At 64.9% G+C, this 17,771-nt stretch carries 15 protein-coding genes and 1 riboswitch; of the genes, 5 read left to right on the top strand and 10 right to left on the bottom strand.

Annotated features, from left to right (window positions below):
• The first annotated feature begins 163 nt into the window (after positions 1–163).
• A complete protein-coding gene (locus ACHAC9_RS06755; protein WP_435758421.1) occupies positions 164–568 on the top strand; it encodes a DUF4124 domain-containing protein in 405 nt (134 codons plus the stop codon).
• Positions 569–578: 10 nt separating this feature from the next.
• Here ACHAC9_RS06755 and ACHAC9_RS06750 read toward each other — a convergent pair whose 3' ends face one another.
• The 4 genes from ACHAC9_RS06750 to ACHAC9_RS06735 all read right to left on the bottom strand — a co-directional run bounded on the left by ACHAC9_RS06750 (position 579) and on the right by ACHAC9_RS06735 (position 6,443).
• Positions 579–3,464 carry an EAL domain-containing protein gene (locus ACHAC9_RS06750; RefSeq protein ID WP_435758419.1) on the bottom strand — a complete coding sequence of 962 codons (2,886 nt, stop codon included), beginning with the start codon at positions 3,462–3,464 and terminating at the stop codon, positions 579–581.
• Between the two features lie 154 nt (positions 3,465–3,618).
• Entirely contained in the window at positions 3,619–4,416 is a 798-nt protein-coding gene (locus ACHAC9_RS06745) for a hypothetical protein (protein ID WP_435758417.1), read from the bottom strand.
• A 106-nt stretch (positions 4,417–4,522) separates the two neighbouring features.
• A complete protein-coding gene (locus ACHAC9_RS06740; RefSeq protein WP_435758807.1) occupies positions 4,523–5,410 on the bottom strand; it encodes a PhzF family phenazine biosynthesis protein in 888 nt (295 codons plus the stop codon).
• Between the two features lie 109 nt (positions 5,411–5,519).
• Complete coding sequence (locus tag ACHAC9_RS06735; RefSeq protein WP_435758415.1) at positions 5,520–6,443, bottom strand: pirin family protein; 924 nt, start codon at positions 6,441–6,443, stop codon at positions 5,520–5,522.
• A 91-nt stretch (positions 6,444–6,534) separates the two neighbouring features.
• Here ACHAC9_RS06735 and mntP point away from each other — a divergent pair, with 91 nt between their 5' ends.
• Positions 6,535–7,107, top strand: a complete 573-nt coding sequence (gene mntP / locus ACHAC9_RS06730; protein WP_435758413.1) for a manganese efflux pump MntP — start codon at positions 6,535–6,537, stop codon at positions 7,105–7,107.
• 22 nt (positions 7,108–7,129) lie between these two features.
• On the opposite strand, the gene ACHAC9_RS06725 is transcribed toward mntP, so the two are convergent.
• A complete protein-coding gene (locus tag ACHAC9_RS06725; protein WP_435758412.1) occupies positions 7,130–7,594 on the bottom strand; it encodes a VOC family protein in 465 nt (154 codons plus the stop codon).
• Between the two features lie 116 nt (positions 7,595–7,710).
• Positions 7,711–8,607 carry a LysR family transcriptional regulator gene (locus tag ACHAC9_RS06720; RefSeq protein ID WP_435758410.1) on the bottom strand — a complete coding sequence of 299 codons (897 nt, stop codon included), beginning with the start codon at positions 8,605–8,607 and terminating at the stop codon, positions 7,711–7,713.
• Between the two features lie 102 nt (positions 8,608–8,709).
• Here ACHAC9_RS06720 and ACHAC9_RS06715 point away from each other — a divergent pair, with 102 nt between their 5' ends.
• Entirely contained in the window at positions 8,710–9,912 is a 1,203-nt protein-coding gene (locus ACHAC9_RS06715; protein ID WP_435758408.1) for an MFS transporter, read from the top strand.
• Positions 9,913–9,950: 38 nt separating this feature from the next.
• On the opposite strand, the gene ACHAC9_RS06710 is transcribed toward ACHAC9_RS06715, so the two are convergent.
• Positions 9,951–10,649 carry a glutathione S-transferase gene (locus tag ACHAC9_RS06710; protein ID WP_435758406.1) on the bottom strand — a complete coding sequence of 233 codons (699 nt, stop codon included), beginning with the start codon at positions 10,647–10,649 and terminating at the stop codon, positions 9,951–9,953.
• Between the two features lie 275 nt (positions 10,650–10,924).
• Here ACHAC9_RS06710 and ACHAC9_RS06705 point away from each other — a divergent pair, with 275 nt between their 5' ends.
• Positions 10,925–11,884, top strand: a complete 960-nt coding sequence (locus ACHAC9_RS06705; RefSeq protein ID WP_435758405.1) for a DUF535 family protein — start codon at positions 10,925–10,927, stop codon at positions 11,882–11,884.
• 92 nt (positions 11,885–11,976) lie between these two features.
• A riboswitch (TPP riboswitch) is annotated at positions 11,977–12,074 on the top strand.
• An 87-nt stretch (positions 12,075–12,161) separates the two neighbouring features.
• Entirely contained in the window at positions 12,162–14,282 is a 2,121-nt protein-coding gene (locus ACHAC9_RS06700) for a TonB-dependent siderophore receptor (RefSeq protein WP_435758403.1), read from the top strand.
• Here ACHAC9_RS06700 and ACHAC9_RS06695 read toward each other — a convergent pair.
• From ACHAC9_RS06695 to ACHAC9_RS06685, 3 genes are all read right to left on the bottom strand, one after another.
• On the bottom strand, positions 14,279–14,803 hold the full coding sequence (locus ACHAC9_RS06695; RefSeq protein ID WP_435758401.1) for an AAA family ATPase: 525 nt from the start codon (positions 14,801–14,803) through the stop codon (positions 14,279–14,281). The two genes, ACHAC9_RS06700 and ACHAC9_RS06695, sit on opposite strands and share 4 nt — an antisense overlap.
• Positions 14,800–15,393, bottom strand: coding sequence for a nicotinamide riboside transporter PnuC (gene pnuC, locus ACHAC9_RS06690; protein WP_435758399.1), 594 nt, complete (start codon positions 15,391–15,393; stop codon positions 14,800–14,802). Before pnuC ends, ACHAC9_RS06695 begins: the two co-directional genes overlap by 4 nt.
• A 221-nt stretch (positions 15,394–15,614) precedes the next feature.
• Positions 15,615–17,762, bottom strand: coding sequence for a S46 family peptidase (locus ACHAC9_RS06685; protein ID WP_435758397.1), 2,148 nt, complete (start codon positions 17,760–17,762; stop codon positions 15,615–15,617).
• Between the last annotated feature and the right edge of the window lie 9 nt (positions 17,763–17,771).

Here is a 17,771-nt window from a genome sequence, read left to right as displayed (position 1 = left end):
GTGCTCGTTGCCCAGAGGTCCTGAGTGCCGGCGACCCCGGCGCCAAGCCGATGCGTCAGCTCATCCGTGGTTTTTTTGATAATAATCGTGCTCCGTGGGCCACCGAACATACGGAGACGGCCCCGACCGGGACAATGGCTCCATTGTATTGATGGAGGTAGCCATGAAGCACCTGGCCTCTCAGCTAAGTTTTGTAATTGCGGCAATTGTCGCAGGCCCCGTCGCCCTGGCGGGTTCCGACATTCTCAAATGCGTCGATGGCGCCGGCCATGTCACGCTCACTGACCAGCCCTGCGAAAGCGGCGCACGCGCCACGCGCCTGGTGAGTGCGGCGAAGCAGGAAAGCGCGTCCGACACGTCTGTTGCCGGCAGCGAAACCCAGCCGGTGACCGTGCAGCGCCATGAAGCGCTGCCGGCCCTGGTACACCAGCAAAGCTGGCGTGGGCGCATGCCGAACCGCGACCGCGCGCTGGCGCGCGATGTCGCCACCCTGAAGGCGGCGCGTGCGCAATTGCTGCTGAGCGATGCCGTCCGGCCGTCGCGCCCGACGCTGGCATCGATTCAGTAAGCTGCCTGATTCAATGCAGCTTCAGTATCCCGCGTAAATCCAGCGCCACACCCTTGCTCAGGTTCGGCAGCAGTTCCAGCAATGCCGGATCCGAAATGAAGCTCGCCGACGAAGCCGCCGTCAGCATGCGCTCCGGCGGCTGCGAGCGTGCCACGGCCCAGCCCTGCACATAGTCGACGCCGATCTCGGACAGCGTCTGCACGGTCGCGGCATCCTCCGCCCATTCGGCGATCGTCTTCATGCCCAGATTGACCGCCAGGCTGACAATGGCTTCGACGATGGCCACGTTGGCCGGGTGCTCATTGATGTTGACGATAAAGTTGCCGTCGATTTTCAGCACGTCGGCCGGCAATTCCTTCAGGTAGGAGAACGAGGTGTAACCGGCGCCGAAGTCGTCGAGCGCCACCTTCACGCCGAAGTTGCGTACCTGGTCGATAAAGCGGCGCGTGTTGTCGAGGTCGTGCAAGGCAACGCTTTCAGTAATCTCCATGCACAGGCGGCTGGTCACGTGCACGTGGCGCGCCAGGATGTCCAGCGAGTCCTGCAGGAAGCGCTCGTCGTTGAGCGAAGCGCCCGACAGGTTCATGCACACGAAACGCGTGTTCGGCAGGCGCCCGATGTTCTCCGAAATCCAGCCAAGCGTCGTGGACAGCACCCAGCGGTCGATGACGCTGGCCCGCCCGCACTTCTCGGCCGCGCCGATCAGCGGTCCGGCCGGCATGATGCGGCCGTCCGCCCCGCGCATGCGCAGCAGTACTTCGAAATTCAGGGAATCGTGCGGGTTCCTCAGCGACATGATCGGCTGCATCTCGAGGAACAGGCCCTCGGTCGCATTCGGACCCTGCAGCCTGGCCACCAGGTTCAGCTCGGCCTCGCGCTCATGGAAGGCGGCCGCATTGCGCTCGTACACGACCAGCCCGTCGCTGGCTTCCTTGGCCGAACGGCAGGCGCGGTCGGCCGCCGAGATGGCATCGGTCATCGGCATGCCGGCCGACACTTCGATCAGGCCGATCGAGCCACGCACGTGGAAGGCCTTGTCGCCGACCCGGTATGGCGTGCCGCCGATGCGCTCGATGATGCCGCGGCAAATCAGGGAAGCCAGTGACACGGGCGTGTCCGGCATGACGATCACGAATTCGTCGCCGCCGACGCGTCCGATCTGCTGGCCGCTGGCCAGTATCATCGCCATGCGCTCGCACACCTGCTTGAGCACCTCGTCGCCGGCGCCGTGGCCGAACAGGTCGTTGATCAGCTTGAAGCGGTCGAGGTCGATATACGCGATCGCCATCGGCTTGCCGGCGGCCAGTGAGGTGGCCGCGCCCTCGAACATCTTCTCGATGCCGCGCCGGTTGAAGACCTTGGTCAAGGGATCGTTGTTGGCCATGAAGCGCAGCTGCTCGGTCGCCTTTGTCTTTTCGGTGATGTCTTCGAGTACGCCTTCAATGCGTCCGTGCGCCAGCGTCGCGCGCACCAGGAAGCGGCGCTCGCCGCGACGGTTACCGACCTCCAGTTCGATGGTCGTGCGCAGGTGCACCTGCTCGCGCAAGTGAAGCCAGGAGGCATCACTGAAAAACTGCTGCCACAGCGTGCGGCTGCTTTCCATCACCTCGCACTCCAACATGCCGCACAGCGCCGGATTGGCCGAGAGGAAGGCGCCGTCCAGGTCGAGCGTAAACAGGCCGACCGGCATGGCTTCGTAGGCGCGCTCGAACTTGCGTTGGGCTTCTTCGCGCTGCTGCGTCTCGGCGCGCATCTGTTCAGCCACCGCCAGCGCGGCAAGCAGGCTCGACGCAAGGGCCGCCGTGACGCTGTTGATGACGCCGACTACCTCGCGCATGCCGAGCGCTGCCGAAGCAATCTCGACCAGCGTGGCGACAATGGTCAGTGCGAACGACGCAGCGAACCAGGTAGCGACGCGATTGCGCGACACGATGATGACCCGCGTGAGGCCCGCCATCATAAGCGTCAGGCAGCAGGCACAGGTGATCCACACGATCGGCAGAAAGATATGGTAGGGCAACACTACGGCAGCCGTCAGGATGGGCAGGCACAGCCACTGCATGGCGCGCATCGCCGCGGGATAGCGCAATTTGTCGAGGTTGGCGCGCAGCAGGTGCTGGTACAGGGTCAGGGTAGCGATGCCGTACAGCGTCAGCGTCACCGAGCGCGAGAGCAACAGCCAGCCGGCGGGCACCGTCTGTCCCAGCCACTGGATGTCCCAACCGGCCGACAGCGCACCGACACGCAGGTTGAGGATCAGCCAGCCTGCAAACAGTACATACAACGGCTGGCGGTTGATCAGGGCAGTCAGCAGGACAAACAGCGCGAGCACGATCATGCCGCCGTCGAGCAGACCGGACTTGCGGTGGTACTGCGCAACCGACAATGCGAACTGTTCTGAAGGCCATTGCACCGCGCTCAAACGTGCCGGGCCCGCGAACGTGCCGCTGCACAGCAGCTGCGCCGGCAAGTCAGCCGTGCGCATGGCGAAACCGGCCTTGACGGCGGTGATCGCACCACTGGCATGGCTGCGGCTGGCCTCTCCGAGCAGGCGCAAGCTTGTTGCATCCCAACAACGGATCGAGAGCGCATGTCGCGAGGGGAATTCAATAACGTCGTGCTCGACCGATGCGGTCATGGGCGCAAAGCTGAACCAGACAGGGTGGCTGCCGAGATTGGCGTTGTAGCTGGTGACAGCTGGACGCGATGCGAGTCGTGCCAGGGCATCCGCAGGCACGGGTGCGGCACCCTCTTCGTGCACGACGCGCAAGGGCAGCGCCTCCGGCTCGCTCATCTCGTACTGGTCGTGCCAGAACAGCAGTGCAACGATGGAGAACAGGCTGATTCCGATCGGAATCAGGTAATACGCAAACACCTGCAGAATACGTTCGAGCACCCCGTTGGCCGTCGACGAAGAAGAACTGTGCTTGTGAACGGTAGTTTTTGGCATAAGCAGTATGTAGCGACTGACAGAAGCCGCGACATTACGTCGCGGCCTGATCAATCGCAAGGATACAGCTTTAACGTGATGCCGTCATGCAATATCTACTTCAGGCAAAGGCCAACTCGCGCACGGCAACGCCGGTCGACGCCGCAGGCGCAGGCGAGGAGGCGCGTAGCACATTCATGCATGGCGCATTCGTCGAGCCGACATCGATGTCCGGATGGTCGGTGTGGCGGAAGAACTTGAGCAGTGGATGCTCCGCCGCGCGCCAGCGTGCTTCGCCGGTGGCGATTTCAAATGCCATGATCCGATGCGGGATATTGCCAATGTGGCGCAGGGGCAACATGTCGCTTGTTCCGAACACATCGGTGAACATCAACTGCTCGTATTGCCGGTCGACCGGAGCGCGGCCCGAAATGACCGCGTATTCAAGACCATTCTTCTCGAAGTACTCGAAAAATGCCTTGACCAGCGCAACCTTGACCACATGGCCGATCCGCCCCTGGCTCACACCCAGACGCTCGACTTCGCCAAGGCTGCGTCCTTGCAGCCATTGCGGCAGCACCACCGACTCCTCGATGTGCAGCGGATGGTGGATATTCGTGCGGATGCGGGCCGTACCGAGCGGCGTGCCATCGAGCTTGGACTCGGCAAGCAGCACGATGGTGTCGCTTTCGTAGTCGGCCTCTTCCGGCAATGCCAGGGAGCGCGCGAACTCCGGAAGGTGGCGTGCATAGGCAGCGTGACGAATATGTACGGCCTTCAGAAGCTCATCCTGGTTCTGGACGCGGCGGATGGTAAATGGCAGCGACTCGACAATCCGGTTGGCGCCTTGCGCGTCACCAAGCGGGCGAATTTCAACAGCGTTTGCGTGCGGGATGACGTTTGCTTGGCTCAGGTCCATGACAGGTTCCTTAGATTGTTTAAACACAGAAAACTTGGTTCCTGATGATTATCAATCTTTGGAAAAACTCTTAACTGATGAGCAAGCGTACTTTTACCCTTTAATTCTAAATTGACAAAACTTGTGATTCAGAAATAAACATGGGGAGTGTCCGCGCCGTGCCCGACACCCGGATCGAGCCGCCACGCTCAGCTCCGATCTCGGCTCGCAGGCGCGAGCGCATGCCCATGTCCTCGCCCTGCACGACGTCGATGGCGCCGCCGTGCGGCCAGCCGATATCGCGCAGGTAGCCGGCCAGCGCCGCCGTGCCGGCGCCGGTGGCAGGGTCCTCGAGCACGCCGCCGGAGGCAAACGGGTTACGGGTATGGAACAGCGTGTCGGTCTCAGCCCAGGCCAGCACGACGGTGACGATGCCGAGCTCGCGCATGAAGCGCCGCCCCGCGTCGAGTTCATAGCGCATGTCGGCAAGCAGTTCCCGGCTGCGCAAGGCCAGCACCAGATGGTCGGCCCCGCCGTGCGCCAGGCCTGGAGGAATGCGCGGGTCGAGGTCCCCGCCCTGGTAGCCGAACAGCGCCAGCGCCCGCTCCACCACCGCGCCGGATGCCGCGCGGCTGCGGGTCGGCGGCGACTGCAGCGCGGCCGAGGTCAGACCCTGGCCATCCGCGCCGACGCTACGCCGGCCCTCGACCGTGATCGCGGCCTCGTTCAGCGCCAGCTTGTACACACCGTCGCCATGGCTGGCCGCCAGGGCGGCGCCAAGCGCGATGGTGGCGTGGCCGCAGAATGGCACTTCCGATTCAGGCGAGAAATAGCGCACGCGCCAGCCGTCGCCCAGCGGCGCGGCGAAGGCGGTTTCCGAGTAGCCGATGTTCCGGGCGACGCGCGCCATGCTGGCGTCATCCGGCAAGGCATCCCCGATCCAGACCCCGGCCGGGTTGCCGCCCTGTGCGCCGTCGGAGAAGGCGGCGATGCGCTGGACGTCGGCGACGTTCATGCCCCCGTCGTCGTTCGGTTGATGGTTCTGTTGCACGGCTGCTCCTTTGGGCTTGGAAGAGGCCCGGATAATATCTCGCTTGCAACAAGCTTGCCGACCGGACGCTGTTTTATGGATAACGAACCGGTTTGCCATGCGCTTCGGGTAGCGGGATGAATTCGGTCTCGCCCGGCACCTCGGGAAAGGCGCCGGCCTGCCAGTCGCGTTTGGCCTGCTCGATGCGCTCCTCGGAGCTGGCTACGAAATTCCAGGACAAGTAGCGCGGTCCCTCCATCGGTTCGCCGCCGAGCAGCATGATGCGCGTCGGCCCCGGTCCGGGCGCGCCGAGTACCACCTCGGCGCCCGGCTTGACGACCACCAGCTGGCCGGGCTCGAAGATGCCGTCGCGGCCGAGGTCGAGCCGGCCTTCGACGATGTAGATGGCCTGCTCCGGGTACTCCGGCGGCATCGCGATGCGTGCGCCGGCCCTCAGCTTGACGTCGACATAGAACATGCTTGACAGCGTCGCGACCGGCGCGCGCCGGCCCCAGAAGCCGCCGGCCACCACTCGCGCCTCGATGCCATCGCCTTCGATGACCGGCAAGGCGCCGGCCTCGATATGGGCAAAGGCAGGATCGGTTTCCTCGTGGTATGAAGGCAACGCGACCCAGCATTGCAGGCCGAACAGGTTCGATTGACCCTGGCGCAGCACGCTGTCGGTGCGCTCGGAGTGGACGATGCCGCGTCCCGCCGTCATCCAGTTGACTTCGCCGGGCCGGATCGCCTGCACGCTGCCGAGGCTGTCGCGGTGCAGGATCTCGCCGTCGAACAGATAGGTGACGGTGGCGAGGCAGACGTGCGGATGGGGCCGCACGTCGAGGCCACGGCCGGCGTCGAACACATGCGGGCCCATCTGGTCGAGAAACACGAAGGGTCCGACCATGCGCCGCTGCCGGCTCGGCAATGCGCGCCGTACCTTGAAGCCCTCGCCCAGGTCGTGGGTGGGGGGCACGATCACGATGTCGAGTGCGCCGATGTCGTCGTGGTTGTCCACATTATTCTCCTTTTCGGATTCGACCGGGGCTGGCCACCCCTGCCGGTTGCTGAGCTTTTCAATGCGCCCTCGGTTACAATACCGCCATCCCATGAATTTTGCCGCCACCGCCTCCCTCGCCTTCGCCATGTCCACCGACGCGTTCGCCGCCGCCGTCGGCAAGGGCGCGGCCCTGCAACGGCCGCAGCTGCGCGAGGCGCTGCGCACCGGCCTGATCTTCGGCGTCATCGAAGGCCTCACTCCGCTGCTCGGCTGGGCGCTCGGCAACGCCGCGGCACCCTATGTGCAGGCCTGGGACCACTGGATCGCTTTCGTACTGCTGGGCGCGCTCGGCCTGCGCATGATCCGCGAGGGCTGGGGCGAGCCCGAACTCGACGAGGAAAAACCGAACAGCCACTCCTTCATGCGCCTGGCCGTGACCGGCATGGCGACCAGTATCGACGCTTTGATTGTCGGCGCCGGCCTCGCCTTCATCGACGCCAACATCTTCGTCACAGCCGCCGCGATCGGCTTTGCCACCTTCGTTATGGTGACGCTCGGCGTGATGCTGGGACGGGGCCTGGGCGCGCTGGTGGGCAAGCGCGCCGAGATCGTCGGCGGCGTCGTGCTGATCGTGATCGGCAGCCTGATTCTGGTCGATCACCTGCAGGTGGCAGTGCCCTGAGGCTGCCCTTGCACCTATCCGCTTACGCGCATTCGCGCTTCATCGCCTCTTCCATTTCCTCCGGAGAAACGTCGCGAATGTGGGTCGCCATCGACCAGACGTGACCGAAGGGGTCCACCAACTGGCCGTAGCGGTCTCCCCAGAACGCGTCGGCCAGTTCCATGCGCACGGTGGCGCCGGCGGCTGTGGCGCTGGCCCAGAGCGCGTCGACGTTCGGCACCGCCAGGTGGATCGTCACCGGCGAGCCTTTCAGGCTGAGTGGGCCGAAGGAACCGTAATCGGGAAATTCGTCGGCCAGGAATAGCTGCGAATCCCCGATGCGCAGCATGGCGTGGCCGACCTTACCGTCGGGCATTGGGGAACGCATGACTTCGATGGCGCCGAAAGCCTTCTTGTAGAACTCGATCGCCTCGTGGCAATTGGCACAAACGAGATGCGGCGTGATGGTGTGCATGCCCTCTTCGACCGGCTTGACCTCTGAACTCATGGCGCTATCCTTTCAGGATGGTGGATGTGATGTCGGATTTTTATCGTGCTGCTCTATGAGCGTAGCGCCGAGTTGAAGTTCACGCAACGATTGCTTCTGTTGCGGCGCGCCAGGGCTCACGCGTCCAGTACCATTCCCAGTTCACGCGCCAGAAAATCCACCAGCGCCGCCACCCGCGGCGCCAATCCTCCCTGCTTGTAGAACACGGCCCACACCGGCTGCGACCACGGCAGCGCCGCGTGCTGCAATACCGGCACCAGGCGCCCGCTGGCCAGGTCGTCGCGCGTCAGGAAATCCGACAGCGAGGCGATGCCGGCGCCGGCGAGCGCCAGGTGGCGCACCGTTTCGCCGCTCGATGCCCTGACGCCCGGGTCGATCGTGTAGCCGTCGGCCCCGCCATGGCGGAGGGGCCAGGTGTTGAGCGAGGCCGGCGCCGAAAAGCCCAGCAGGCGGTGCTGCGCCAGCTCAAGCACATCGCCTGGCGTGCCGTGGCGTGCCAGGTAGCCTGGCGCCGCCAGCACCCGGAGCCGGCTCGCGCCCAGCCTGCGTGCATTGAGTGTCGAGTCAGGCAGGCTGCCGATCCGAATGGCGAGATCCGCCCGCTCCTCGATCAGGTCGACGACCGTCTCGCCGCTCGTCAGTTCCAGCTGCACCAGCGGATAGGCATCCAGGAAAGCCGGCACCAGGGGCGCGAGCAGATGGCCGAGCGCCGGCGTGGCGGCATTCACGCGCACCAGGCCCGCGGGCTGGGAGCGGCGCGCGGCCGCCTCGGCTTCGGTATTGGCCAGGTCCGCCAGCAGCGTGCGGGCGCGCTCGAGCAGCCATGCGCCCTCGTCGGTGAGTTGCAGGCGCCGCGTGGTCCGGTGCAGGAGCGTCATGCCGAGGTGCTTTTCCAGGCGCGCGATGGTGCGCGACACACCCGAGGGAGTCTGTCCGAGGCGCGCGGCGGCGCCGGAAAAGGAACCTGCATCCATGACGGCGGAGAATGCAATCAATGAATCTACATCGATCATTCGTGACTCCCAGTCAAAAGTCTATTGTACGGCAAGGGATTTTTCTTCTTGTTCGCCACGTGCAAACTGCATGCCTCTTCATCCCTTGCCCCAGGAGTCACCATGCCCCTTGCCCTCTGGGCGCTCACCTTGAGCGCCTTTGCCATCGGCACCACCGAATTCGTCATCGTCGGCTTGATTCCCGACGTTGCCGCCAGTTTGGGGGTGTCCGTCCCATCCGCCGGCTTGCTGGTCAGCGTGTATGCGCTTGGCGTTGCCATCGGCGCGCCTTTGCTCACTGCCCTCACCGCCCGCATCCCGCGCAAGAAATTGCTGATCGCTCTGATGCTGTTGTTCACGGCCGGCAACCTGGTTGCCTCGATCGCACCCGGCTACGCCGCCCTGATGGCCGCACGCGTGTTGACCGGCCTCGCCCACGGCGTGTTCTTCTCGATCGGCTCGACGATTGCCACCAGCCTGGTGCCGAAGGAAAAGGCAGCCAGCGCGATTGCCCTGATGTTCACCGGCCTGACCGTGGCGCTCGTCACGGGCGTCCCGCTCGGCACCTGGATCGGCCAGCAGTTCGGCTGGCAGTCGACCTTTCTTGCGGTCGCCGCGCTCGGCATCGTCGCCATGATCGGCAGCGCGATCCTGGTGCCGCCGACCATCGGCGGTGCCAAGCCGGCCAGCCTGGCAAAGCAGTTCGCCGTCCTCAGGCAGCCGCGCCTGCTGCTGGTGTATGCGATCACCACGCTCGGCTATGGCGGCTCGTTCATCGCCTTCACCTACCTGGCGCCGATCCTGCAGGACGTGGCCGGCTTCGCCCCGAGCAGTGTCAGCCTGGTGATGCTGGTGTATGGCGTCTCGGTCGCGGCCGGGAATATCTGGGGCGGCCGCCTGGCCGACAAGAAGGGACCGATCCGCGCGCTGCAGATCGTGTTCGCCTTGTTGGCAAGCGTCCTCGCCGTGCTCAGCTTCACCGCGCCGCATCCGGTGCTGGTCGTCGCCACCGTGCTGGCCTGGGGCGCGGTCGCCTTCGGCAATGTGCCGGCCCTGCAACTATATGTCGTGCAGCGTGCCGAACGCGATGTCCCGCAGGCGGTCGACATGGCATCCGGCCTGAACATCGCCGCTTTCAACCTCGGCATTGCACTGGGCGCCTGGGGCGGCGGCCTGATCCTGGAGCACCTCGGCCTGATGGCCACGCCGCCGATCGGCGCCCTGATCGTGCTCGGCGCGCTGGCACTGACCACACTGGCCGGCCGGCTGGACAAACGCGAGGCCGCAATGAAGCCGGCCATTATCAAAGAAGCAGAACTCGTTTAATCAAGCAAAAGGATCTCGGGCTGGATCGGGACGGAGGTTTAACAGTCGAGTTCCGGATAGCGCCTGAAAATACCTTCTTCGTTGAAGGGAATCCGGCGCGGCGAACGCAAATAAGCGGCGATGCGCGGACGTTCGGCCACGCGCCTGCGCAGCGCCGCCAGGTTCGGGTGCCGCGCCAGTGCGCGGGCCGTGGCCTTCGGGAAGGCATAGTCCAGCCCCTCGAGGGTCTGGAACAGCGAGAGGTCGGCGTAGGTGATCTGGAGCCCGAGCAGGTAGTCCTTCTCGCCCAGCACGTGGCTGAAATAATGGAAGAATTTCGGGATGCGCGCCGACGTGAACTCGCTTGCCCGGCGGCGCGCTTCCTCCTGCTGGTCCTCATAATACAAGCTGTTGCCGACCGGGTGATGGGTGTCATGCGCCTCGTTCACCAGGTCGGCAATCGTCAGCTGCAACTGGTGCGTCCAGAGGCGCCCGGCCGAATCCTGGGGCGCGAGGCCGTGGCGTTCGCCCAGGAACATCAAGATCGCCGCAGTCTGGCCGATCGTCATGCCGTCGGTGCGCAGGAAAGGCGGCGCAAAACTCGGCGTGGGCCCTTCCTTCAGCACCGCCATCAGCGCGTCGACGCCGCCCGCCCCCCGGGCCACGTCGGCATACTCCTCCCCCGCCTCCTCGAGTGCCAGCCGGACAAATTCGCCGCGGCCCTGGATGCCTGGCCAATAAAACAGTTCACATGCCATACGTCGCCTCCGCAGCCGTGTCACCGCGAGTATGAAACAGAATTTTGCAAGGCCGCGCGCAGATCGTGTTAATCTTGCAATAAAGAATGCTTTCCCAAAATAAAGAATCCTGAAAGAAAACCAAGATGCGTTCGATGCACACGCAGGGCGGGGATGAGTCCGCCAAAAATATTGCCCCAGAGAATCTATTCCCCTTGAGTAAACGCACCTCCGGGAACGCCCGTGTGGGACACCATGAGCTTGTCCGCAACCCGCCGTCTTCCACGGAGCGCCCCATGATCCTGGCTCACCTGACCCGCTACTGGCTCGCCCGCCGCAGCAAGCTGCGCTTTTCGTCCTGGCTGCTGTCGGTGCTGCGCAGCGCGCGCGTGCTGCGGTATTACCGCGACCATGCCGCATTGTGCCAGCTCGACGTCTACCGCAACCACGTGATGACGCAGCCCAACGACGACCCTTTCCACCACCTCAGCCACAGCGCCTATCTGCTGCAGGGCTTGAGCAGCCGCCAGCGCGTACAATGCGTGCTGTCGCACTACCGCTTCGAAGAGACCACGTTCGACGCGGCCTACAAGGCGGCCGTGTATGCGGCCGGCGGCCTGACGCTGTGGCAGCAGGCGGTCGGCGATCACGATTTCCTGATCCGGCTCGAGATAGCCTCGCGCATGAATGCGGAAGGCGACCTGACGATTGCGCTGGTGGCCGACGACAAAGTGCTGCACCGCCTGTCGTTCTCCTGGGTCGAGGGCAGGATCGTCGGCGTGCCGACGCCGCTGGTGCCCTTCGTCGCCCGCAACCAGGGCCGCTGGACCGAGTCGGGCGAGGCTTTCGACGCCTTCGAGAAGTGCTTCCCGAACAATTCGCCGAGCTTCTTCTGCTTCGCGGCGATGCAGGGCCTGGCGCAGGCGGTCGGCATGGATCAGGTGGTGGCCGTGAAGTGCACCGCGCACATCGCCTATGACCCGGATGAGATCAAGCATTTCGCGAATGCATACGACGGCTTCTGGAAGATCCTCGGTGGCGTCGAGCTGCCCGGCGATACCTGGCTGGTGGCGCTGCCCTTCTACCTGAAGCCGCTGGCCGACATGCCCTCGAAGCACCGCAAGCGCGCCGCGCTGCGCCGCGACAACTGGCGTGCGATCGAGACCAGCACGCGCTCGACGCTGCAGCGCCACCTGCTGCACGCGCGCTCGCACCACGCGCATGCCGCGCCGTTTCGGGAAACGGCGGAGGTGTGAGCGCACGCACCGGCCCGGCCCACCCGGCGGTGCGCATCTGTTTGATCATTATTGGCAGAACCACCACGGGTTGAAAAACCCGTGGTACACTCGCGGCTCGCTAGGGGTCCTGGAACATGTTTCCGGGTGAGATATACCCTTCGTACCTGATCTGGATAATGCCAGCGAAGGAAAGCGCGCCAAGCAGTTCACACCTTGTTTGCCCTTCCCGCACGTTGGCTCCGGCTTTTACTAAAAAAGCGCCGCGTCCCCGCGTCGCTCGATCCGTGAGCAAACAATGAAACCCATTTTCACCTGTTCCATCCTCGCCTGTGCGCTCGCACAGGCCTACACCGCCAACGCCCAGTCCGCCGAGCCAATGGCCTCGGTCGTGGTCACCGGCAGCAAGTGGGCCGCGACCGACCGCGTCAGCATCGGCAGCTTTGCCGACCTGCCGCTGATCGACATTCCCGCCTCGGTGGTAGCGATCGGCCGCAGCCAGATGCAGGACCTGTCGATCCGCTCGAGCAGCGAAGCGCTGCAGTACGACGCCTCGGTCGGCGACGCCTACAACGCGGTCGGCTATGCCGAGCAGTTCTCGGTGCGCGGCTTCAAGTTGAACAACAATTCGGGCTACCGCAAGGACGGCATCGTGATCCCGGGCGACGCCCAGGTCCCGCTCGAAAACAAGGAACGCATCGAGCTGCTCAAGGGCGTCGCCAGCCTGCAGGCCGGCATCGCCGCACCCGGCGGCCTGGTCAACTTCGTCACGAAACGTCCGACCGACAAGCCGCTGCGCTCGGTGACGATCGAGGCGCGCGAGCGCGGTACGCTGTTCGGCGAGTTCGATATCGGCGGGCGCTTCGAAGACCGCCGCTTCGGCTACCGCATCAATGCGGCCGCCGAACGCTTGCGCTCCTACATCGACGGCGCCGACGGCAAGCGTCAGTTCGCATCAGGCGCTTTCGACTGGCAGGTGACGCCCGACGCGCTGCTGCAGCTCGACATGGACTTCCAGCACAAGGAGCAAATCACGGCGCCGGGCTACCAGCTCATTCGCGGGGTCGACCTGCCGCGCGGCGTGTCACCCAAGACCCTGCTCAACGCCCAGCCCTGGACCAAACCGGTCGACACCGACAGCGCCAACCTCGGCCTGCGCTTCGATTACCGGATCAACCCCGATTGGCGCGCCTCGGTCACGGCCAACAAGCACTGGTTCAAGCGCGACGACTACACCGCCTTCCCCTACGGCTGCAGCAACGAGGGCGAGGGCTACTACCCGGGCTACTGTTCCAACGGCGACTTCGACGTCTACGATTACCAGAGCACGGGCGAGCGCAAGACGCCGTTCGGGATCCAGGCCCTGGTGCACGGCCGCTTCGCCACCGGCGCCCTGCGCCACGCGCTCACGATCGGCGCGAGCCACGCCGAGCGCAATAACAGCTACGGCGACTATGTCTACGACTACGCCGGCTACAGCAACATCTACGCCAGTCGCGTCACCGATCCGGCGCCCGGCAACCCGCGCACCGGCCCGGTCTCGGAGCGCTACAGCGACCGTGAACGCGCGCTCTTCGTGCAGGACGTAATCAATCTGACGCCCGCGCTGACCCTGCACGCCGGCCTGCGATACGTGAAGTCGAACAGCGTGCAGACGCCGGAAACCGCACTCGGACCGACCGCCAGCCGCAGCTCGTATGCGCTGCCGAACGCCTCGCTGGTCGTCCGCGTCTCGCCGCTGTGGAATGTCTACGGCACTGTCGCGCACGGCATGGAACCGGGCGAAGTCGCGCCGATCGAAACCGATAACGCCAACACCGTGCTCGCCGCGAGCCGCTCGAAGCAGGTCGAACTCGGCACGAAGGGCATGCTGGGTAGTGGCGTGTCGGTCAGCGCGGCGCTGTTCCAGATCAGCCGCGGCCTCGAATACACGAATGCGGACAACGTATTCGTCCGCAACGGCGAGCAGAATCACCGCGGACTGGAACTGACGGCGCAGCGCAATGCGGGCAGCCTGGCCTATGGCGCCTCGCTGCTGGCGCTGCGCGCACGGCAGGAAGGCACGGGCGAGCCGGCGCTCGAAGGCAAGCGCACGACCAACGTGCCGGAGTTCAAAAGCACCGTCTGGGCCGAATATGCGCCGGCAAGCGTGCCGGGCCTGAAGCTCAACGGCCAGTGGCAGTACGCAGGGACCAAGGCATTCGACCCCGAGAACACGGTGGAGGTGCCGGGCTACCACGTGGCCGGTATCGGCGCGGCCTACGGCATGAAGATGGGTGCGACGGCTGTCACGCTGCGCGCGCGCGTCGACAACCTGTTCGACAAGTTCTACTGGCGCGACGTCACCCAGGACCTGGGCGGCTACCTGCTGCCGGGCGCGCCGCGCACGCTGCGCGTGTCGGCGCAGTTCGACTTTTAAAGAGGCTTCAGCACTTTCAAGGCCGCTTCCACCTGCCGCAGCCTGTGCGGCAGGTCCCCTTCCAGCAGCACGAAGCGCAATCCCCGCGCGTCCAGTTCCTGCACCAGCATCGAAAATACGCGCTGGCGCACTTCTTCCGATTCGCGCATCAGGCCGTCCGCCACCCAGGGCGTGTCGGGCGCCGTCACCAGGGTCAACGCATAGTCGTGGGTCGCCGCCAGCGCCGCCAGCTGCGCGTCGACCCTGCCCCAGTACACCTGGCTGTAAAGCGCCGTCATCAGCGGCGTCGTATCGCAGAACAGGAACTCGTTCGCGCCATCAACGGCGGCGTTCTCGCGCGCACGCTGGGTGCGCGCAATCCCGAACTGGTCGGACTCGAAGGGCACGCGGCCGTGCGTGTCGACGAATTCGCGCAGGTATTCGGGCACCCATACCGTACTGTAGCGCCGCGCCAGCGCGCCGCACAAAGTCGATTTGCCGGACGATTCGGCGCCTAGCACGGCAATGCGGCGCACAGTCATGGCGCCACCCGCGCCAGCTTGCTCCAGGTCCGCAGGCCGCGCCAGGCGAGCACCACGAACACCGCGTACAGCAGCGCCGTCACATGCAGGTCCTTGAAGATGTAGAGGCCCACATACAGCACGTCGACCACCAGCCAGACATGCCAGTTCTCGACCTTTTTACGCGCCAGCAGCAGCTGGCCGGCCAGGCTGCCGGCGGTGAGGAAGCCGTCGATGTGCGGAACATCGGTGTTCGTATAGGTGCGCAGGAACCAGGACAGCACCAGGAAGGCCGCGCCCCAGCCGGCCAGGACCCAGGCCCAGCCGACGCGGCAGAGACGCGTGACGACCAGCTTCGTCTCTTGCGTCCCGCGCAGCCACTGCCACCAGCCCCAGACCGAGGCCGCGATGAAGACCAGTTGCAAGCCGCTGTCGCCGTACAGACGCGCATCGAAAAAGACGACCGCATAGGTGCTCGACGAGGCGATCGAAAACAGCCAGGCCCAGTGGTTCTGGCGGATGTTGAGCAGCACCGTGGTCGCCGCCAGGACAAACGAGATCAGTTCGAGGGGGGTGGTGGAAAAGCCGAGGACGGCAAGTGATTCGTTCATTCGCGGCAGCGGGAGAGCGTTGACGCGCGAGCGCACGTCGGGGCTGGATAAGTAAGGGAAAAGGTGCAGCGCATCGGCGCTGGCGAGTATGCACGCTGTGCGGGGAATATGCAACGCACGCGAAGAGGCGCGGCAGCCTTACCAGCGCAGGGTGGCCCATCACCACAAGAAACCGCGGCCCGGATCGCTCCGGCCGCGGTTTTCCGATACAGGCTGTCCGCTTACTTCTTCGGATACTTGATCGTCATTTCCTTCAGCAGATTATCCGCCCCGTCGACTTCCTTCATCACCCACAGCATGTAGCGGATGTCGACGTGGATCGCGCGCGTGATCGCCGTGTCGAAGTACCAGTCCTTGGTGATCGACTCGTAGGTCGAATCGAAGTTCAGGCCCACCAGTTCGCCGCGCTTGTTCATCACGGCCGAACCGGAATTGCCGCCGGTCGTGTCCGCGCTCGACAGGAAGTTCACCGGCACCGTGTTCAGCACCGGGTCCTTGAACACGCCATAACGCTTGGCCTTCACCGCTTCGGTCAAGGCCGCCGGCACCAGGAACGGATCCTTGTCGGTGGCTTTCTCGACGATGCCCTCAACTGTCGTGAACGGACCCTTGACCAGGCCGTCGCGCGGCGCGTACGGCGAGACGGTGCCGTAGGTCACGCGCAGCGTCGAGTTGGCGTCCGGGTAGACCGGTTTGCCCTGCGATTTCTTGTACGCGATGACCGCGGTCATGTACTGCGGGATGGTGCGGTCGAGGTTGCCATCGACTTCCTTGCGGCGTTCTTCCAGGCCCTTGGCCACATCGTTCAGGCGCACCGCCAGCACGATGAAGGGATCGGTCGAAGTACGGAACGCGTCGACATCCTTGCCCATCCAGGCGAGGCGTTTGGCGGTATCGGCCAGTTCGGTCGACTTGTAGATCGCATCGAGGGCGATCGTTGTGGGCACCAGCGCGTCCAGGCCTTGCGGGCGCAGCTTCGATTCGATTTTCGCATAGCGGTTCAGGGCCGCGGCGTAGCGTGCCTGGTCGACGCCAGGGACAAACGACTGCTCGAGACGCGTCAGGCGCGCCTTGATGAACGAGAGGTCGCGTTCCTGGTAGCCCGCATCGCGCTGGGCGTCCGGCTTCTGGCGTTCCTGCGCCAGGCGGTACAGGGTGCGCGCGCTTTTCAACAGATCGCTATGCGACGCTTCGGCATACGCGCCCTCTTCGCGCGAGAGCGCCATGTCGGCGGCGATCACGGCGTCCAGGTCGGCCAGCAGCTTGGGACCGCTGCCGATACCGTTGCCACTGCGCGCGTACCAGGTGCGAAATTCGGCATCCTGCACATCCTTGATCGCCGCGACGTCCTTGCGCGCGAAGCCGTCGAGCAGCCCCTGCGTCTTTTTCAGCACGTTGTTCAGGCCCTTCGCGACGCTGGCGTAGCGCACGTCCCAGGCGGGGTTACCCTTTGTCGCTTCCGCGATCACGGCCAGGTCGGCGGTGATGGTCGACACCTTGGCCGGGAAGTCGGTGTCGCGCGCGAAGCGGATCTCCGACGGCAGCTTGTAGCGGCTGGTGCGGCCCGGGTAGCCGGCCAGCAGGATCGGGTCGCCGTTCTTCAGGCCTTCGGCCGAGAGGACCAGGAAGTCCTTCGATTTATACGGCACGTTGTTCGGCGACGGGTCGGCCGGGCGGCCGTCCGGGCCGACATAGGCGCGCAGAAAACTGTAGTCGCCGGTCTGGCGCGGCCACTCGTAGTTGTCGATGTCGCCGCCGAAATTGCCGATCTTGTCCGACGGCGCGTACACCAGGCGCACATCGCGGATCATCAGCTGCCTGACGCGGTAGTACTCGAGGCCGCGGTGGAAGGCCGGCACCGAGCAGCGGTACGCCTTGTCGCTCTCGCACTCGGCGATCAATGCCTTGACGCGCGCGGAGATCGCCTCGTTGCGCTGGCGGCCGGTCAGCGCCCCGCCCAAATCTTTCAACACGCGCTCGGTCACGTTCTCGACCTTCTCGGTCACATACACGAGCGTATTCGGGCCGCCCGGCAGTTCTTCCGCACGGGTCTTGGCCAGGAAGCCGTCGACGATGTAGTTCTTTTCCGGGGTCGCGTTGCGCTGGATCGCGCCATAGGCGCAGTGGTGATTGGTAACCACCAGGCCAGCGGGCGAGACGAAGGACGCGGAGCAGCCGCCCAGCGAGACGATCGCGCTCATCGGATGCTTCGACAGGTCGGCCAACTTCGCGGTCGGCATCGTGATGCCGATGCGTTTCAGTTCGGCTTTGAGCTGCGGCAGCTGGTGCGGTTGCCACTGGCCTTCGTCGGCCACGGCATTGGCCGCAATGCCGAGGATGGCGACGGGAAGAACGATCGATTTGAACAAGGTAGACCC

The sequence above is a fragment of the Massilia sp. CMS3.1 genome (assembly GCF_051262535.1).
Lineage (GTDB): Bacteria > Pseudomonadota > Gammaproteobacteria > Burkholderiales > Burkholderiaceae_D > Telluria.
The sequence above is the reverse complement of the archived record's forward strand: the minus strand, read 5'-3'. Positions and strand labels throughout refer to the sequence as shown.